The sequence below is a fragment of the Parabacteroides sp. AF27-14 genome (assembly GCF_003635425.1).
GTDB classification, from domain to species: Bacteria; Bacteroidota; Bacteroidia; order Bacteroidales; family Tannerellaceae; genus Parabacteroides; species Parabacteroides distasonis.
The window spans coordinates 29125-47318 of record NZ_QTLZ01000014.1; the positions used below are offsets into that span (position 1 = coordinate 29125).

Below are 18194 nucleotides of genomic sequence, written 5' to 3' on the forward strand. Positions count from 1 at the left end.
GTTTTATGAATGGTTGAAAGAAAAGGCAGTGCCCGTTTGGGGCTGCCTTTTTTATTATTTTTGTATAGAGATGAAACAATTGAGATTTCTTTTATATCTGTTGAGTTGGGTTGTTTGCTGTGAGCTATCTGCGACTCCCCATAATATCGCTTCTTTGGCGAAAGTCTCTTGCTCTTCTGCGTTAACGCAGGAACAAGGTTGTGAGAATGTAGTGGATCAGGTGATTCGTATTGCAGGAAAAGGAGAGTGGGTCGCTAAAACAAAGTTGGACTTCCGGGGGCGGGTGTATCCCTATCCTTGGATTCAATTGGATTGGGAAGAGCCCATTTATACGAATCAAGTCATATTATATGATCGGGTAGATAAGGACAGCCATACGGCGGCCGGTACGTTGTTCTTTAGCGATGGAAGCTCAATCACGGTCAACCAGATTCCTAATGATGGAGCACCGAAAGTGGTGACGTTTGAGACTAAAAAAATAGAATGGCTTCGTTTTCAGGCGACAGATGGGGAAGGACGAGATTTAGGTTTGTCTGAGATAGAGGTTTATCCCGCACCGGAATCTTATACAGATTATGTCTCATGGGTTAATCCGTATATCGAGACGGCTAAGGGGCGGTATTTTTTCTTTGTTACAGGAAGCTTGCCTTTTGGAATGATCAGTTCCGCTCCGTTAACCCGTAATATCAATCAGGGAGGAGGAGGTTATAATTATAACTCTACAACGGTATTAGGTTTTCCGCAAATTCATAATTGGATGATTTCTGGCTTGTCTCTGATGCCAGTAAAAGACGAGGTAGATGTCTGTGGGGGGGATAAGGCTTGGCGTTCTTCTTTCTCCCATGAGGGTGAGATCGTTCAACCCGGCTATCATCGTTTATTTTTGGATTCCTACAAGATATGGGTGGAACAGACCGTTACGGATCGAGTGGGGCTTTATCGTCTTACGTATGCGGAAGATGGTTTGGCGAAGGTCTTGGTGAACTTGGGAGGTCATATCGCTACTTCTACTTTGTTGAATGCTCATGTGACTAAAGTGAGTGATACGGAGATCTCCGGATATTTTGATACAGCCGGTCGTGTATGGGGCGGTGTGGATGTTGCGAAAGTGTATTTTGTCGTTCAATTCAATAAGCCAATCGAGGCATTGAATGGTTGGGTGGGCGATAAGAAGGAAATGGGAGTTGGACATTTTACGGGTTCTTCCGAATTAATTACCGTGCCTAAGTCCTCTTTTAAACAATCTCCTTCTTCTGGCGTAGAAGCTTGTTTTGGATCTTTTAAGGCTGGTGATGAGCTGTTGTTGAAGACCGCTATCTCTTATGTGAGTGAGGAAAACGCCCGTGAGAATATAGAGCGGGAATGTAAACATTGGGATTTTGATCAAGTTAAGAGTGCGTCCGAGCGTATTTGGAATGAGTGGTTGGGAAAAATTGATGTGCAAGGTGGTTCTTTTCAGCAAAAGACCAAGTTTTATACCGATTTGTGGCACATATTGTTGGGGCGCCATAAGATAGATGATAGCAATGGCGAGTATCCGGATTATTTGTCCGGAGGAGAACGTATTGGAAAACAAACAAGGATACATACGATTGCTCCTAAATTCCAAGTACGGACTTTGCCTAAAGATAAAACAGGAAAATCAAGGTTTCATATGTATAATTCAGATGCTCTATGGTTGACACAGTGGAATTTAAACACGTTGTGGGGACTGGCGTATCCTTCTGTTTTAGACGAGTTTTCCGCTTCTTTTATCGAATATGACAAGAATGGAGGTCTATTACCTCGTGGGCCGTCCATAGGGTCTTATACTTATATTATGACGGGCTGTCCGGCTACCTCCTTGATTACTTCCGCTTATCAGCGGGGGGTGTTTCATAAATGGTCGCCCAAGGAGGGATATGCGGCTATGAAAAGGAATCATGAGAAAGGTGGTATGCTTGCCTTTGATATGGATAAAGAGTTGGAGTTCTATATTAAACACGGATATTGCCCAGAAGAGGCAGGCTTGACTATTCAATGGGCCTTTGAGGATTGGGCTTTGGGAGAAATGGCGAAAGCTATGGGAAAACTCAAGGATTATAATTATTATAGAAATCGTTCCTTGGGCTGGCCTGCGTCTTGGCATCCGGATTTGAGGTTGATGATGCCTAGAAAAGAAACAGGAGAGTGGGTCCATTTGGATCCTTTGTCCGAGCGTGGGTTTGTACAAGCCAATGCTTGGCAGGCTACTTTTGGATTATCTCATGACATTGAAACATTGGCTCGTTTGATGGGAGGTAATGACAGCTTAGCTACTCAATTGAATTATGTGTTTGAGATGTCGAAAAATGCAAGATTCCTGTCTAGTTATGTTAGTTATGCCAATCAACCCGGTTGCTCGAATGCGCACATTTTCTCACATGTAGGAAAGCCTTGGCTGACTCAATATTGGGTGCGTCAGGTCGCTAAACAGACCTATGGTGATATTACGCCAGAGCGAGGCTACGGCGAAAATGATGAAGATCAAGGACAGATGGCTGGAATAAGTGCACTGATGGCTATGGGATTATTCAGTTTGGATGGAGGCTCTGCCTATAATCCGATGTATGATATTACAAGCCCTGTTTTCAATGAGATTACGATTCGATTGGATTCTCGGTATTATAAAGGGAACGAGTTTAAGATTAAAGTACATGATAACTCCCCTGAGAATTGTTATATCCAGAAAGCTTCTTTGAACGGAGAGATGTATCATAAATATCAATTGCCGCATACCGTATTTGAGCAAGGTGGCCTTTTGGAATTATGGCTTAGCGATAAACCAAACAAGGAATGGGGAACTCAATAACGATTTGGGCATATCTCTCAATTTGCATGATGATTCAAAAAAAGGATGTGCGAAACAATGAGGCACATCCTTTTTCATTTCCTTTTAAATCTAAGTAGCGTGTATTATTCTACTCGTTTGTTGATTACGATATGACCAAAATAGCCAAGGAGAACCAATCCCAGACCTGTAAGTAGAATACTATTTGTCATACCACCGGTAAAAAACGGTACAGCCAAAACTGCCGCACCAATAATGAGTACGATCACTCCTAGATTTTTAATTAACTCATTCATGGTTATAGATATTTTATAATTATTTTCTTTTCTACCGCAAATAAAGCAATAATAACCCGATCGTGAAAATATTTTCGGAGAAAAATAATGAAACGATTGAAATTAGCTTCTATATTTGTGTTATAATATAGTTACGTATGGGAAGAATACTTTACATAGTTTATTTGTGGCTGTTTTTTGTACCTGTATTTCTGGTACTGACTATACTTACGGCTGTGACGGTTATCATCGGTTGTCTATTGGGGGGAGAGAAAATCTTCGCTTATTATCCGGGTATGATCTGGTCTCGATTGACTTGCTATCTGGCGCTTTGTCCGGTGACGGTAAAAGGGCGTGAGCATATAGACCGGAAACAATCGTATGTTTTCGTAGCAAATCATCAAGGTGCGTTTGATATTTTCTTGATATATGGTTTCTTAGGCGTTCCCATTAAGTGGGTGATGAAGGCGGGTATCGCTAAAATTCCATTTGTCGGGGCCGCTTGCCGTGCCGCCGGTTTTATCTTTGTCGATAATTCTACGCCGAAGGCTGCCGCCCGTAGTGTTTTGGAGGCGGAGCGTTGTCTTCGGAACGGGGCTTCCGTGGTTGTTTTCCCGGAAGGTTCGCGTACGTATACCGGGAAAATGATTCGTTTCAAGAAAGGGGCTTATCAAATGGCTCTGGATCAGCATTTGCCTATTATTCCGATCACCTTAAACGGGCCGTTTGATGTCTTGCCGATCGGGTCGTTGAATGTCCATCGTCATCGGATGGAGATGGTGATCCATCCGGCGGTTTATACCGAGAATATAGACACTTCCCACAAAGGAATGCAAGCGTTCGCTGATCAGACTCAAGAAATCATCGCATCTGCCTTGTGGGAAGAATATAAATAATTTAGGTTATTATTTCCAGCTTTTCAAGATGCCACGTTTCGCTACTTTCAGGCTGAATCCGAAGTTATCGCCGAACATGGAACCGGCATCAGCTGCCAAAGACCCTGTAAATTCCCATCCCGATAAACGGGGATGTTGATAAGAGATATCTAAAAGTCCGGAAGCTCCTCTTTTCTTGCTAAGGAAAGGGGTGACATGTCTACCCCAACTATTCATCACGGTGACTAATACCCGATAAGATACTTGTGAGGAGATAGCGCCTTCAGCACCGAAATGCCAGTCACGAACACGGTTGTTCTTGAATCCTAATGAACCGGCCTCGTTATACTCTGGGCTTGTGATCAGAGGAGAACCTATCGCCCGGTTAAAATAAGAGGCTCCGGTAGTGTATTCTCCGTTGTTATAATAATCATCACCACCGCCACCTACGCCGGGATGTAGGTCGTGATCAAAATCGATGAAGTGGAACTGTCCGCTTTGGTCTCTTGTAACCAGATACTCCACGACCACCTTACGCAACCACGGAAATTTTGGTAAATCCAATTGTCCTCCCCATAATCCGTCGGTATTGTTTACGAATATCATACCGGATTTATCCTCGAAGAAATGTTGGTAATAGGCGGATACTTGCCAGTTAGGTTGTGTAAAAGCCAATTTGAAATCGTAAGAGCCATAATGATTACCCAGTACGTTGATTTGATCGGAGACTGTTGCGTCGCCACCACCTTCGCTGCCGCAAATAACCCGGATAAGGTCCTTGATGGATTGAGGCTGCTTTCCGATCTTAGGATTGGTTGAGGTTCCTCCCCATTGTGCCCAATGCTGTACTCCGATTACGCCGGATAACGGGAAGTCATTGCGTGTATCCTTAATCTGTACAAATAATGATTTATGATGCCATAAAACGTTATCGACATAAGTCTGCTTATTGTTTGTGAAGTTAGCCAGATAATCCTTGTCGAAAGAACGACCGACGGCAAAGTCTCCTTTGACTTGCATCCAGCCTTTCGTTAAAGGAACGACGGTAAATTCCGGAATACTGATGTTCACTTCCGGAATCGGGCGGGCATTGGCAGATTGTACGATATCGCCCGAGCTAAGCCAACGATCCCAAAGAGAATTATAGCGTTCCTTGCTTCCTACACTCAATAGCAAGCATTTGTAACCTAACTCGGCATATATTTGTTGGATAAAGAAATTGCGATGACGAGGAACTGCGGCCACTACGTCTAATCCGGCTCCCCAGCGAAAACCTTTGCCAAAAGTTTGATTATGGAATACTCCCGCATTCAAATATCCGTTATTCGCTTCCAAAGGAACAATTCCGTATCGATTGCTAACCATCCAGAAAGGGGTATTATCGCCACTAGCTACCGATCCGAATATCTCGGCCTTATAGGTAGTCGCTTCCGGAGTTGTCTCTTTTTCTTGAGCGAAACTAGCCGTTGCCATCCCCAGACAGGTCAGACCTATAAAAATTGATCGCACTGATTTCATGTATATATAAATGTTTTGTCTGGGCGCAAAGGTAAGGATTTATATGTTTGGTGCAACCATTATTGTTTCTTTAACCACTCGAATATAGTTTGATAGGCATCGTTCCGATAGGGCTTTTGAGATAGGATCAGATCGTGGATGCCGTTTGGTATGGTATCTCTCGTGACTTTGTCTCCTAGTTTCTCCCCGTATTTTTGAATGTCTTGAACATCCAAGACGATGTCGGAGGTCATGTATTCCTCATGCCATGTCTCTGTTTCCGGAAAAGATTTGTTGGAAGACATCACTAGTATCGGACAATCCAGTTTTAACCCTTTTTGTACCGTCTGTTGTGCTTCTTGTATGGCTTTGATCCATCCGGCTTTTTTCGGATGCCCGAATATCATTTTCCAGTTCGTGTCAAACTCCCATTCTCCTTTATATTGCTTAAGCAAGCTATAAGCGTAATTCGGGTCACCTAGTCCTTGTACGGTAAGATTCGGGAATAGCCTCCCGACAAACGCAACGGTTGGCAGTACGACTTTCTCCATGAACCATCCGAAATTCCAATCCAGAAAAGGGCTGTTCAAGATAAGCCCGTCTACCGGTAACTCCCCTTTTTTACTATTCAAATAATAAGGTGTGATCAATCCGCCTGTAGAATGCGCCATTAATAATATCCGCTCGTTGCCTTCAGACCGGATGGTGGCTAAAGCGGTATCGATATCAGCGAAATACTCTTTTAGGCTCTTGCAAAAGAACGGGTTTTGATTGGGTAATATCGAACGTCCGTATTTCCGCAAGTCCATCGCATAGAAATTATATCCGTGAGCGTTTACGCTATCCCCTAATTGTTTCTGGAAAAAATAGTCATTATAGCCATGGATATACAGCACGGCCTGTTTTACGCTATCCAGTTGAGGTTTCTTGACCAGTGTGCAAACCACCTTCCCCTCATAGTCATCCGGCATCTGGAAGGTACGGCGTAAATAACCATCTCCCAATACATCGGGTACGTATTGGGCATATACCTCGCATAAAATGAAACAGAGGAATATAATAAGATTTATTTTTCGAGACATAAATATATTGTTTCTATTTTATAACTGTATTTGCAAAGATAGGGTTTATCAATCAATGGTAATTAACCAAGATCATAAAATAAAAAATGACAGATAAGCATGAAAAACGATAGGATAAACGTGAATATTGCAACTTATACGTAAAAAGCCCTATTTGTGGGTACTCTATGATTTTTAATCTTAATAATAAATATTTTACTTTGTTGGAAAATGGAAGCGTGTATGGAACCTGAAATAACTGTAATAATAGTAGATGACGACTTTGGATCAGTCCAAAGGCTACAAGACGATCTATCTGCCTTTTCTTGTATAAGGATACTGGATACGGCTATGACTGCGGAGATTGGTAAAAAACAAATCATTAAATATCATCCGGATTTGGTGTTTCTAGACGTGGAGCTACCGGATATGTCTGGCTTTGAACTGCTAAATGATATACAAGATGATATCCAGCCCAATTTGCGGATCGTATTCTATACGGCTTATGATAAATATATATTGGACGCTCTTCGTGCTTCAGCTTTCGATTATCTGTTAAAACCTTATTTAACGGAGGAGTTGGCCTCCCTTATAGAGCGTTTTCTTACGAGCGAGCCGAAAGATGTCATCAGCATGGAGAGATCGTTGCGAAAAATATTGAATCGAGACAATCGATTCGCTATCCAAACGGTATCCGGCCTCTTGATAGTCCGTTGTGAGGAAATATTCTTGTTTCAATTCTTGAAAGACCAGCGCTGTTGGCAGATTCTATTGACTTCCCGCAGTTCACATAAATTAAAGATGAGTACTACAGCGAAGGAGTTATTGTCTATCAATAATATGTTTGTCCAGATTAGTCAAGATTGCATCGTGAACCTGTCCTATTTGATGTTTATCGAGAATAAGACCTTACGATGTGAGTTTTATCCCCCCTTTCAGGATGAGGAGCGGATAGCCTCACATCGGTATTTTAAATTGTTGAGGGAACGGTTGGATATTATTTGATGATTACTTAACCTTATAAGAAAGTATGATATAATATCTTTTCTCGTTTGCGTCAAATTTGGACTACTTTATTAAAGGGAAATTCATTGTTTTGTGTCAATGTCAGTTTCGTAGGCTCGGGCAACTGTATCGTAAATTCATATGTTTCTCCTTATTTTATCTGTTTTGCAGGGTGTAATAGGCTTCTGAAGTGAATAACTAACGGCTTGTCGAGTGAATAACTAACGGCTATACCTAGCCACTAGCTTACGGCTTGGGAGGTGAATAACTAACCACAATGCTCACCCTCTTCGGTCAATGCGAAAAGTCTCGTATCTTCATCGCCCCATACACCTAAGATACTTCGCCAATGAACTTAGGATACTTTCTCAATGAAACTAAGATACCTTTTTCGCATGGCTAACTGATATGCCTATCCCCATTGAGTTTTTACTGACTCCATTGTTTTTGAGATAGTTAGTTGATTATTTACCGAAGTATTGTTTTATTCGATTATTTATATATCTTCGCATTACAGAAACCGTCGTTTCCAAAACGGTGGTTTCGGAACTGCGTATTTCTAAATCAATTTGAGTATGAGATTCTACGATAGAGAGAAAGAAATTAGCCGACTTCGAAAAATCGAGCAAGCATCACGAAACAATGCCCAGCTAACCGTTGAAAGATTATAAAATAACCTACTTAGGGCTGTCAATGGAGAATATGTGAAGACATTTGTCATAGCTGGTAGTTGAGAAATAGCGAAGGGTAAATATTATTTGAATAAATAACTACTTTTGTGGTGAGCCTTATTTAATTAATTGTTAATATTGCCGTGCGCAAAGATTAATCTTAAGTACCGAAAAGAATGGAAAAACAGTTATTTATCTCTATTGTAGAACGTTATTATCCTTGGATCAGCTGTTTGGAGAAAGCTGCGTTCCAGATACACGATGACGTAAACCAGAAATACGACCACGTATTACCCTATGGTTTCCATTTGAAAATGGCGGCCTCGTTCGTATCACGGTATGGATATTTGGTCGCGGAAAGTGAGGCGGACATCTTGATCTTGTATGCGGGTGCCTATCTGCATGACACGATAGAAGACGCACGGATGACTTACAATGATATCGTGAAATTTATCGATGATTTTCGAGTAGGGAGTTTGGTACTGCCGGAAGAGATCAAACGGAAGCTGGAAGAGCAAGTTCCGGAAATCGTATATGCCTTGACTAATGAGAAAGGGCGCAACAGGAAAGAACGTGCCAATGAGACCTATTATAAGGGGATACGGGATACGAGATTCGCGTCGTTCATAAAGATGTGCGACCGGTTGGCGAATATACAATATACGATGATGTTCGTCTTCGCGAACCGTATGCTTGAGGTCTATCGCAGAGAGTATCCGGAATTTATACGGTCGATCAGCGAAGGTTCTGTCACGCCAATACCGGATGTCATGAAAAAAGAGGCAGAATGGTTATTGAATAGCGAGTCGTATGTAATATAGGGTGATGCCTTTTTTCCAGAAATCCATACGAAGTGATGAAGATCTGCTTTCCGCATTGAGAGAGGGAAGTGAGGATGCGTTCACGGTTATTTATGAGCGGTATCATAAATTACTGTACGTACTAGCGTATAAATACCTGAAAAATTCATTCGCCGCGGAAGATGCCGTGCAGCAAGTATTCTTGAGGCTGTGGGAGTCGCATTCCTTGTTGATGATAAACGTAAACTTGCGGAACTATCTCTATACGATGCTGAAAAACCATGTGTTGAATGAGATCCGGAATAATAATAGCGCGTTAGAGAAAAACTATGAGATCGTGCAATCTTCGCCGGAATATGAGGATGAGTTGTTGGCCAAGATTGAAGAGAAGGATATGATGGAACATTTCTACCAAGCGATCGAACACTTACCCGAGCAAAAACGGCAAGTCTGCTTATATAAGTTGAAAGGAAATCTATCGAATCAGGAAATCGCCGATAAGATGAGTATCTCGGTGCCAACCGTTAAAACTCATTATGCCCAAGCGATAAAAATACTTCGGACACATTTTGAACGGTTATTTTTATTTCTTTTATATTTGTGGAACTCATCCTATTGATCGTTTGGCGTGTCAATTAAAAAAGGAAGATATATATGAGAATACCGGATCAGTCAATTATAGAAAAAACGCTGGATAATGAGGCGACTCCCGAGGAAGCCCGTGAGGTGGTTCACTGGTTCAAGACACCAGAGGGGCAAGCTTGGCTTGCTAAGCGTATGGATATGGATGAGAAAGCCATTCACATGGGGCAGGAGGAGGAGTGGATCGACCATCCGGTGCCATCGGCCGTGATGTATCAGCGGATCGTGCGCCAGCTTCATCGCCAGCGTATACGCCGTCTTATTGCGTATGCGGCAGCCATTTTGATACCGGTGGCCTTGTTTATCGGTCTTTTCATGCGTGTTAACTCACAAGTGGATTTATTGGCGGATGATGGATACGATGAGGTTTATGTCCCTAATGGTGAGCGCATGCAAGTGCTTTTTCAAGATGGGAGCAAGGTGCATCTAAATTCAGGGAGCCGGATACGGTATCCGAAAAAGTTTGGTCTTTACGAACGGAAGGTCTATCTGGAAGGGGAAGCTTGGTTTGAGGTCGCGAAAAATAAGAACAGGCCGTTTGTCGTAGATCTTTCCTATATGGATATTAAGGTTTTGGGTACCACTTTTGACGTAAAGGCCTATCCGGAGGAAGACGCTATATTTATTGCCTTAGAGACCGGATCGATCGAGCTAAAATCTAAATCATTCAAGTCGTATCAATTGCGTCCCGGTGAGAAAGCGGTTTACGATAAGCTATCGGGCCGTTGCGAGGTTGTCCGTTCACATGATGTCAAGTTATATTCCGCATGGAGGCGGAATGTATTGGTATTTAAAAGTGCGCCTTTGCCTGAAGTGATGAAAACAATAGCTAGGACTTATGGTGTGTCTTTTGAGATAAAAGACTCCATAGCGTTGAAATATACATATACGATTACGACGGATAGTACGAATTTAACCACGGTACTAAAAGAGTTAGAGAAAATCACGCCTGTACTATTCGAGGAAAAAGGGGGCAAGATAGAAGTCCGGATGAAAAAATAAAAAAATTAGCTATAACGACTCATCCTTTTAGATTTGTCGTGTGTCTATTTGATAGGAGAGCAGGAAACAGAGTGTTAACCTTAAAATAGATATGCGTATGGATTCCTCATAAATAGATAACATAAGAACAGCCGAAAAGCTCCTACCCTTTTCGGCTGCCGGTCGTATTAAAAATAAATTTCTAATACCAACTATTAAAATCAATACAAATATATGAAAGAAAAGCAAGAAAGCCCTCGGCGTAGGTGCCTTTTAATATTAATTGAGAAAATACCGAATGCCATGAAGTTAACCTTTCTATTTTTAGTCATATCCTTGCTGAGTTTCACGGCTACCGCCTCGGCTCAGCGGGTTTCTATAACATTAGAGAATGCGAAAGTGGAGAAAGTTTTGGCGGCTATTACAGATCAAACGGGTTTTAATGTCGCTTATAGTAAACAAGTTGTGGATGTAGATCGAAGGGTAAGTCTGAATTTTACTAATGCGGAACTTACCCAGGTCTTGGATAAATTGACGGAAGGAACGCTGTTGGGTTATGAGGTGAATGGCGGAAAAATTTATTTGTTTAACCGTATAGAGAATAAGCCGATTAATCAGCAGTCAAAAAAAATAACAGGTCAAGTAACAGATCAGAATGGAGAACCTATTATTGGAGCTAATGTTATAGTAAAAGGTTCTACCACTGGCACCATTACAGATTTAGATGGAAACTATAGTATAGAAGCCTCTTCTTCAGATATACTTTTAATCTCTTATATAGGTTATAATACCAAGGAGATTGCGGTGAAAAATCAATCAACAGTTGATATAAAGCTTGTGGAGGATACCCAGAACTTAGATGAAGTTGTTGTGGTTGGATATGGTGTACAAAAGAAAGTCAATTTGACAGGGGCTGTAGCTCAAGTTACAGCTAAAGAATTAGAAAATAGGCCAGTGTCGAATGCGACTCAGATATTGCAAGGAACCATGCCAAATGTAAATATTACCTTTTCTACGGGAGAACCGGGTGCGGGAGGTTCTATTAATGTTCGTGGACAGGCATCAATTAATGGAGGCGAACCATTGGTCTTGATCGATGGTGTTCCAGGCGATATCAACCGTGTGAACCCGAAAGATATTGAATCTGTGTCTGTGTTGAAAGATGCAGCCGCTTCGGCAGTATATGGTGCTCGCGGTGCGTTTGGTGTGATTTTGGTGACAACGAAGAGTGCGAAGGCTGGTAAGATGAGCGTTTCCTATGGAACTTTCTTTGCGACATCCAAGCCAACGGTTCGTACGGACTTTATGACTTCTGGATATGAGGCGGTTTCATTGTTGGATGAGGCTTTCCGTCGTGCCACGGGTAATACTTATACTCGTTATACGGATGAGGATATGGCTGAATTAGAGGCTCGCCGATATGATAAGACGGAAGACCCTTCCAGACCCTGGACGGTCGTGAAGAACGTGAACGGAAAAGATATCTATAACTATTATGGTAATTATGATTGGTGGAATACAGTGTTCAATTCTCACCAGCCCTCTCAATCTCATAGTATCAATTTATCCGGTGGTACAGAGAAGATCAATTTCTTACTCTCCGGTAATTTCTATACGAAAGATGGTATTATGAAGATTAATACGGATAAGTTTACCTCTTATAATTTCCGTAGTAAGATTAATGCGCAATTGTTCCCATTCTTGAAGGTAACGAACAATACCTCCTATTACGACAAGAATTACACCTATTATGGTCGCGAGGGTGGAGGCAATCCTAACTTTGTGTATGTAACGGTACATGCTTTACCCTGTTATGCACCAGTGAATCCAGATGGTACGGCTACTTATAATACGCTGAAAAATAATTATTCCATTGGTGATGGACTTTATGCGATGTTGTTGGATGGAGGAACAAAAGGAGAGAAAGGTATCCATGAGTTTACGACAACTACCAGTTTGGAATTTGATATTGCGAAACATATCAAATTGAATGCGGATTATACTTATTCGTTTTATATAGCGGACGATTGGTATCGATCTACGGTAGCGACTTACTCTATTGAGCCTGGTGTTGTGCAGGAAGTTCCTAATTATAATACGGATCAATTGAAGAAGACAATGTGGTTTGACCCGATGCATGTGGCGAATGTTTATGCTAATTACAATCAGGTGTTTGGGAAACATACGGTTGGTTTGACTGCGGGTGTAAACTATGAGAATAAGAAACATTCTCGTCTTTTCGCTTCCCGAAAGAATTTAATATCAGAATCGTTGAGTGATTTGGAATTGGCGACTGGAGATATGTTGGTTGGTGGAGGTGCGTACGATTATGCTTTGTTTGGTGCCTTTTTCCGTGCCAACTATGATTTTAATGATCGGTACTTGATAGAGGTGAATGGCCGCTATGACGGAACGTCTCGTTTTAAATCGGGTATGCGTTACGGCTTTTTCCCATCTGTATCCGCTGGATGGAGATTAAGCGAGGAATCTTTCTTTGAAAAGGCAAAAGATGTGGTAAATAACTTGAAGATCAGGGCTTCTTTTGGATCATTGGGTAATCAGGCAGTAAATTCAAGCAAGCCGAATTATTATCCTTATATCGAAACAATGAATACAAGCTTATCCAGTTGGTTGATAGATGGACAGAAGACGCAAAACGTAAGTTCGCCGAACCCGATTATCGACAACTTGACTTGGGAAAAGGCGACGACTGTAAACGTTGGTGTAGATCTTAGTTTCTTGAATAGTCGGTTGAACGTATCAGGTGATGCGTATGTACGTAATACGACAGATATGTTAGTACCAGGAAAGACGTTGCCAGCAGTATATGGAGCGGCTTCTCCACAACAGAATGCAGGAGATCTTCGAACCAAGGGATATGAGTTGGTGGTCAGTTGGAAAGATCAATTCGACTTGAAAGGAAAACCGTTCAATTATGGCGTATCGTTTGTACTAGGTGATGCGGTGTCTGAAATTACTCGTTATGACAATCCTAACAAGTTGTTGGCAAATCATTATGAAGGCAAGCGTTTTGGTGAGATTTGGGGATACCGGATCGATGGTTTCTTTAAGACAGACGAAGAAGCCGCAAACTGGAAGATTGATCAAAAGTTGGTAAATACACAGATTCAAAAGGCTCCGGGTGAATGGGGACATTTGCGTGCGGGTGACTTGAAGTTCCGTGATTTGAATGGTGATGGTGTGATTTCTCCGGGAAAGAAGACCGCTGATGATCCGGGTGATATGGAAATCATAGGAAACTCAGAGCCTCGCTATAATTATGGACTTAATTTGAATGCTAGTTGGAATGGTTTTGATGTCTCGGCTTTCTTCCAAGGCATCGGCCGTAGGGATTGGTATCCAAGCGCAAATGCGGATAAGTTCTGGGGACCCTATTCGCGTCCTTATTTCTCGTTTACTCCGAAGAATTTTAATGACTTGGTTTGGACTCCGGAGAATCCGGACGCATATTTCCCATTGTTGAGAGGATATACGGCATTGAATAGTGGTGGATGTTTGAGAGATCCGAATGACAAATATATTCAAAATATTGGTTATTTGCGTTTGAAGAACTTGGTTATTGGCTATACGCTTCCTGATCGTTGGATGAAAAAAGTCTTTGTGCAACATTGCCGTTTATATGTAAGTGGAGAGAATTTGCTTACGTGGACTCCGTTTGTTACAGATTATATTGATCCGGAGCAACCGGTGGCAGATAGTAACGGACGAAGCTATCCGATGTCAAAGACATTCTCTGTAGGTTTAGATATTACATTTTAACTAATAAATTAAAGACTTATTCGAAATGAAGAGATTACTTTATATAATAACGATAGGGCTTAGCTTGACGGCTTGTGATATGGATAAGTATCCGTTAGATGCTGTTTCTCCAGATACCTTTTTTGATACGGAAAACGATTTGCGGCTTTATTCTAATTCTTTTTATGACGCATTGCCCAGTGCTAGTGATATTTATGGTGAGGCAGTAGATAATATTATCAAGATGGATTTGGCAGATGAAATCCGCGGGACTCGGATCGTACCGACTAATGATGGAGGGTGGACATGGGAGGAATTAAGGAATATAAATTTCTATTTGGATAACTCCTCCAAATGTGTAGATGAGGCCGCTAGACTTCGTTATGATGCTTTGGCCCGTTTTTTCAGAGCCTACTTCTATTTTGACAAGGTGAAACGTTTTGGCGATGTACCTTGGTATGAACATGCCCTAAATGATAAAGATGAGGAGAGCTTGATGATGTCGCGTACATCTCGTACGGAGGTACTGGATCATATTTTGGCCGATATTGATAATGCGATTGCCTTTTTGCCTGAGGAGAAAAAGGTTAATGAGGTTACGCATTGGACGGCTTTGGCGTTGAAGGCACGTATCTGTTTGTATGAGGGTACTTTCCGGAAATATCACGATGAGTTTAATTTGCCAGATTACGAGCGTTTTCTGAATGAGGCGGTGAGTGCTGCGGACGAGTTGATGACAAAGAGCGGGTATAAGATTTATAGTATGGGAAAACCGGAAAGCGATTATCTGAACTTTTTTGCTTCGCACGAGGCTATTAAGGATGAGGTGATCCTTGCTCGTGGATATAGCGATGAGTTCCAAGTGTATCATAATCTCAATTATTATACAATGACTGCCTCTTTCGGTCGTCCGGGTTTGGAGAAACGACTCGTAAACAGTTATTTGATGCGTGACGGAAAACGTTTTACGGATCAACCGGGCTATGATACGATGTTTTTTACGGAAGAGATGAAAGGTAGAGATCCTCGTTTAAGCCAGACGGTACGTACGCCGGGATATACCCGAATTGGGGAGAACGAAACTTTGGTGCAGGAGTTTGGATCAACCGTGACTGGATATCAGATGATTAAATTCGTGACGGAACGTAAGTGGGATACGAATAATAAGGATATAAATGATATGCCTTTGTTTCGTTTTGCGGAAGCTTTATTGATTTATGCGGAAGCAAAGGCTGAGCTAGGTACATTGACACAAGCCGATTTGGATAAGTCGGTTAAGCTGCTTAGAGATCGGGTAGATATGCCTTCTATCAATATGGCGGAGGCTAACGCAAACCCGGATCCTTATTTGGAAAAACAATATCCGCATGTAAACGGTGGCAACAAGGGGGTGATCTTGGAGATCCGTCGGGAGCGTAGGATTGAGCTGGTGATGGAGAGCTTCCGTTGGGATGATATGATGCGCTGGAAAGAGGGTGCTACTTTTACGGAGCAGTTTAAGGGTATGTATTTCCCGAATATCGGTCCTTTTGATTTGGATGGAGATGGCAATATTGATGTCTGTATCTATGAAAATGAGAAACCTGATTTAGGAGGAAAAGGAATCCAGTATCTGAAACTGAATAGTGATGTTACGTTGGAACATGGAAATCATGGATGTATTGTGGTGAATCCTCATATCAAGAAGACTTGGGATGAGAAAAAGGATTATCTATATCCGATACCTATTCAGGAACGTTTGCTGAATACGAATTTGACACAGAATCCGGGTTGGAATGATGGTATATGATTGGAGGAATGGAAAGCGGGTTGTATTTTTACAACCCGTTAAAAAAGGATATAATATGAAAAGGTCAGTAGTGTTTGCAGCCTGTTTATGGGTGAGTTGTTTGTTTACGTTAAGCGCGCAGAAAACGACCATTGAGTCAAAGGAGGAGAATTCTCTTCGTGTGATGTCTTATAATGTGCGGAATTGCCGGGGTATGGATGAAGTGGTGGATTATCAGCGTGTGGCGGATATCATGAACCGGGTAGATCCGGATGTGATAGCTGTGCAGGAGTTGGATAGTGCGTCGGTTCGGAGTAATGGTTTTTTCGCACTGAAAGAGTTGGCGGATCGTACTCGTATGTATTATACTTATGGGCCTTCGATCGATTACCAAGGAGGAAAGTATGGTATTGGCATCTTGTCGAAGGAGAAACCTTTGAGCTATTGGATGTTGCCCCTTCCCGGCAGGGAAGAGCGGCGTTTGTTGTTGGTGGCAGAGTTTAAGGAGTATGTGATGTGTTGTTCGCATTTTTCATTGACGAAGGAGGATCAGGTGCTATCGGTTCCGATTATTCTTGATGCGTTGAAAGATATACGTAAACCTTTGTTCTTGGCGGGAGATATGAACTCTATCCAAGGTTCTCCTACTCAAAATGCCTTGCAAGAGAAGTTTATGCCATTGAACAATTACAAGGATAACACGATTCCGGGCCAGAGTCCGAACCGGTGTATCGATTTTATTTATGGATTTGATAATGGAAATCAATATTCTGTCTTACGTCGTCAGGTGCTTTATGACGAACCGATCGCCTCGGATCATTTGCCTCTTTTCGTAGATGTGCGATTGAAAGCGGGTGTGGCTGATATTTTCCGGACAAAACCTTATTTGCAGAATCCGCTGTCGAATGGGATTACGGTCTCTTGGTTTACGAATGTGCCTGTACATAGCTGGGTGGAGTATGGTACGGATCGTAATTTGGGAGAACGTGCGGAGACGATCGTTGACGGACAGGTTATTTGCAACAACAAGCATCATAAGGTTCGCTTGACAGGTCTTAAACCGGGAGAAACTTATTATTATCGGGTATGTTCCCGTGAAATAACACTATATGAGGCTTATAAGAAAGAATTTGGCGAAACCGCTTATTCGGATATTTATTCATTTACGATACCTACTTCGGTGGAGACGGATTTTACGGCTTTGATATTTAATGACTTGCATAAGAAAAACGAAGTGTTAGACCTGTTGGCAGATCAAATAGAAGGGATTGATTACGATTTTGTAATGTTTAATGGGGATTGTATAGATGATCCTAGAAACGAATCGGAAGTAGTTCATTTTCTTTCTTATTTGAATAAGAAGGTCAAGGCGGAAAATGTTCCTGTTTTTTATTTGCGGGGAAATCATGAAATACGAAATGCTTACTCGATTCAGTTAAGAGAGCTTTTTGATTACGTTGGTGATAAAACATATGGAGCTTTCAACTGGGGGGATACTCGTTTCGTTATCTTGGACTGTGGTGAGGATAAACCCGATTCAACTTGGGTATATTATGACTTGAATGATTTTGCGGGTTTACGTATGGAGCAAGTTGGTTTTTTAAAGGCTGAGCTATCAGGAAAAGCCTATAAAAAAGCGGCGAAGAAGGTCTTGATACATCATATCCCTCTTTATGGTATGTCTGAGAAAAGCTATCTTCCTTGTTTGGACTTGTGGGGGGGCTTGCTGGCTAAAGCTCCGTTCGATGTAAGTATAAATGCGCATACACATCGTTTCGCTTATTGGCCAAAAGGTTCCGTAGGAAATAATTTCCCAGTTGTGATAGGAGGGGGGAATCGACCGGAGAATGCGACCGTCATGATCTTGTCGAAAAAAGGGAAAGTTATGACACTGAAAGCCTTGAATACAAAAGGGGAGACTTTGCAGATAATTAATCTGTAATTGTCTTGTACAAGATTGGTAGAAACACGTACGTTACTCATAGGGTATTATGTACGTGTTTTTTCTTCTCAATCTCAAACAAATCATTACTTTTGTAGCGAACATTTAG

Annotated in this window: 12 protein-coding genes; 9 read left to right on the plus strand and 3 right to left on the minus strand. The window is 41.8% G+C overall.

The features are described from left to right. The first annotated feature begins 70 nt into the window (after positions 1-70). On the plus strand, positions 71-2830 hold the full coding sequence (locus DWY79_RS14355; protein ID WP_121961778.1) for a GH92 family glycosyl hydrolase: 2760 nt from the start codon (positions 71-73) through the stop codon (positions 2828-2830). Positions 2831-2934: 104 nt separating this feature from the next. Here DWY79_RS14355 and DWY79_RS22780 read toward each other — a convergent pair whose 3' ends face one another. After that, entirely contained in the window at positions 2935-3105 is a 171-nt protein-coding gene (locus DWY79_RS22780) for a hypothetical protein (RefSeq protein ID WP_005854067.1), read from the minus strand. Positions 3106-3242: 137 nt separating this feature from the next. Here DWY79_RS22780 and DWY79_RS14360 point away from each other — a divergent pair, with 137 nt between their 5' ends. Further along, entirely contained in the window at positions 3243-3980 is a 738-nt protein-coding gene (locus DWY79_RS14360; RefSeq protein WP_122369557.1) for a 1-acyl-sn-glycerol-3-phosphate acyltransferase, read from the plus strand. Between the two features lie 9 nt (positions 3981-3989). Here the strand turns inward: DWY79_RS14360 and DWY79_RS14365 are convergent, their stop codons facing one another. Both DWY79_RS14365 and DWY79_RS14370 read right to left on the minus strand, forming a co-directional pair. Then, on the minus strand, positions 3990-5477 hold the full coding sequence (locus tag DWY79_RS14365; protein ID WP_122369558.1) for a capsule assembly Wzi family protein: 1488 nt from the start codon (positions 5475-5477) through the stop codon (positions 3990-3992). 59 nt (positions 5478-5536) lie between these two features. Further along, positions 5537-6538: an alpha/beta hydrolase gene (locus DWY79_RS14370; RefSeq protein ID WP_122369559.1), complete on the minus strand. Its 1002-nt coding sequence runs from the start codon at positions 6536-6538 to the stop codon at positions 5537-5539. A gap of 222 nt (positions 6539-6760) precedes the next feature. On the opposite strand from DWY79_RS14370, the gene DWY79_RS14375 reads away from it, so the two are divergent. From DWY79_RS14375 to DWY79_RS14405, 7 genes are all read left to right on the plus strand, one after another. Beyond that, entirely contained in the window at positions 6761-7522 is a 762-nt protein-coding gene (locus DWY79_RS14375) for a LytTR family DNA-binding domain-containing protein (RefSeq protein WP_121961779.1), read from the plus strand. Between the two features lie 847 nt (positions 7523-8369). Further along, a complete protein-coding gene (locus DWY79_RS14380; RefSeq protein ID WP_122369560.1) occupies positions 8370-9014 on the plus strand; it encodes an HD domain-containing protein in 645 nt (214 codons plus the stop codon). Positions 9015-9018: 4 nt separating this feature from the next. Continuing rightward, positions 9019-9612 (plus strand): RNA polymerase sigma factor, encoded by a 594-nt coding sequence (locus DWY79_RS14385; protein WP_122369561.1) that lies wholly within the window; start codon positions 9019-9021, stop codon positions 9610-9612. 35 nt (positions 9613-9647) lie between these two features. After that, positions 9648-10637: a FecR family protein gene (locus DWY79_RS14390; protein WP_122369562.1), complete on the plus strand. Its 990-nt coding sequence runs from the start codon at positions 9648-9650 to the stop codon at positions 10635-10637. A 213-nt stretch (positions 10638-10850) separates the two neighbouring features. Continuing rightward, complete coding sequence (locus DWY79_RS14395; protein WP_048927506.1) at positions 10851-14396, plus strand: TonB-dependent receptor; 3546 nt, start codon at positions 10851-10853, stop codon at positions 14394-14396. 25 nt (positions 14397-14421) lie between these two features. Further along, on the plus strand, positions 14422-16164 hold the full coding sequence (locus DWY79_RS14400; protein WP_005867182.1) for a RagB/SusD family nutrient uptake outer membrane protein: 1743 nt from the start codon (positions 14422-14424) through the stop codon (positions 16162-16164). 55 nt (positions 16165-16219) lie between these two features. After that, positions 16220-18085 carry an endonuclease/exonuclease/phosphatase family protein gene (locus DWY79_RS14405; RefSeq protein WP_122369583.1) on the plus strand — a complete coding sequence of 622 codons (1866 nt, stop codon included), beginning with the start codon at positions 16220-16222 and terminating at the stop codon, positions 18083-18085. Positions 18086-18194: the final 109 nt, after the last annotated feature.

Excerpts from the sequence above, each read along its gene's own strand:
- DWY79_RS14355 (WP_121961778.1), top strand. The coding sequence starts at position 71 with ATGAAACAATTGAGATTTCTTTTATATCTGTTGAGTTGGGTTGTTTGC.
- DWY79_RS22780 (WP_005854067.1), bottom strand. The coding sequence starts at position 3,105 with ATGAATGAGTTAATTAAAAATCTAGGAGTGATCGTACTCATTATTGGT.
- DWY79_RS14360 (WP_122369557.1), top strand. The coding sequence starts at position 3,243 with ATGGGAAGAATACTTTACATAGTTTATTTGTGGCTGTTTTTTGTACCT.
- DWY79_RS14365 (WP_122369558.1), bottom strand. The coding sequence starts at position 5,477 with ATGAAATCAGTGCGATCAATTTTTATAGGTCTGACCTGTCTGGGGATG.
- DWY79_RS14370 (WP_122369559.1), bottom strand. The coding sequence starts at position 6,538 with ATGTCTCGAAAAATAAATCTTATTATATTCCTCTGTTTCATTTTATGC.
- DWY79_RS14375 (WP_121961779.1), top strand. The coding sequence starts at position 6,761 with ATGGAACCTGAAATAACTGTAATAATAGTAGATGACGACTTTGGATCA.
- DWY79_RS14380 (WP_122369560.1), top strand. The coding sequence starts at position 8,370 with ATGGAAAAACAGTTATTTATCTCTATTGTAGAACGTTATTATCCTTGG.
- DWY79_RS14385 (WP_122369561.1), top strand. The coding sequence starts at position 9,019 with ATGCCTTTTTTCCAGAAATCCATACGAAGTGATGAAGATCTGCTTTCC.
- DWY79_RS14390 (WP_122369562.1), top strand. The coding sequence starts at position 9,648 with ATGAGAATACCGGATCAGTCAATTATAGAAAAAACGCTGGATAATGAG.
- DWY79_RS14395 (WP_048927506.1), top strand. The coding sequence starts at position 10,851 with ATGAAAGAAAAGCAAGAAAGCCCTCGGCGTAGGTGCCTTTTAATATTA.
- DWY79_RS14400 (WP_005867182.1), top strand. The coding sequence starts at position 14,422 with ATGAAGAGATTACTTTATATAATAACGATAGGGCTTAGCTTGACGGCT.
- DWY79_RS14405 (WP_122369583.1), top strand. The coding sequence starts at position 16,220 with ATGAAAAGGTCAGTAGTGTTTGCAGCCTGTTTATGGGTGAGTTGTTTG.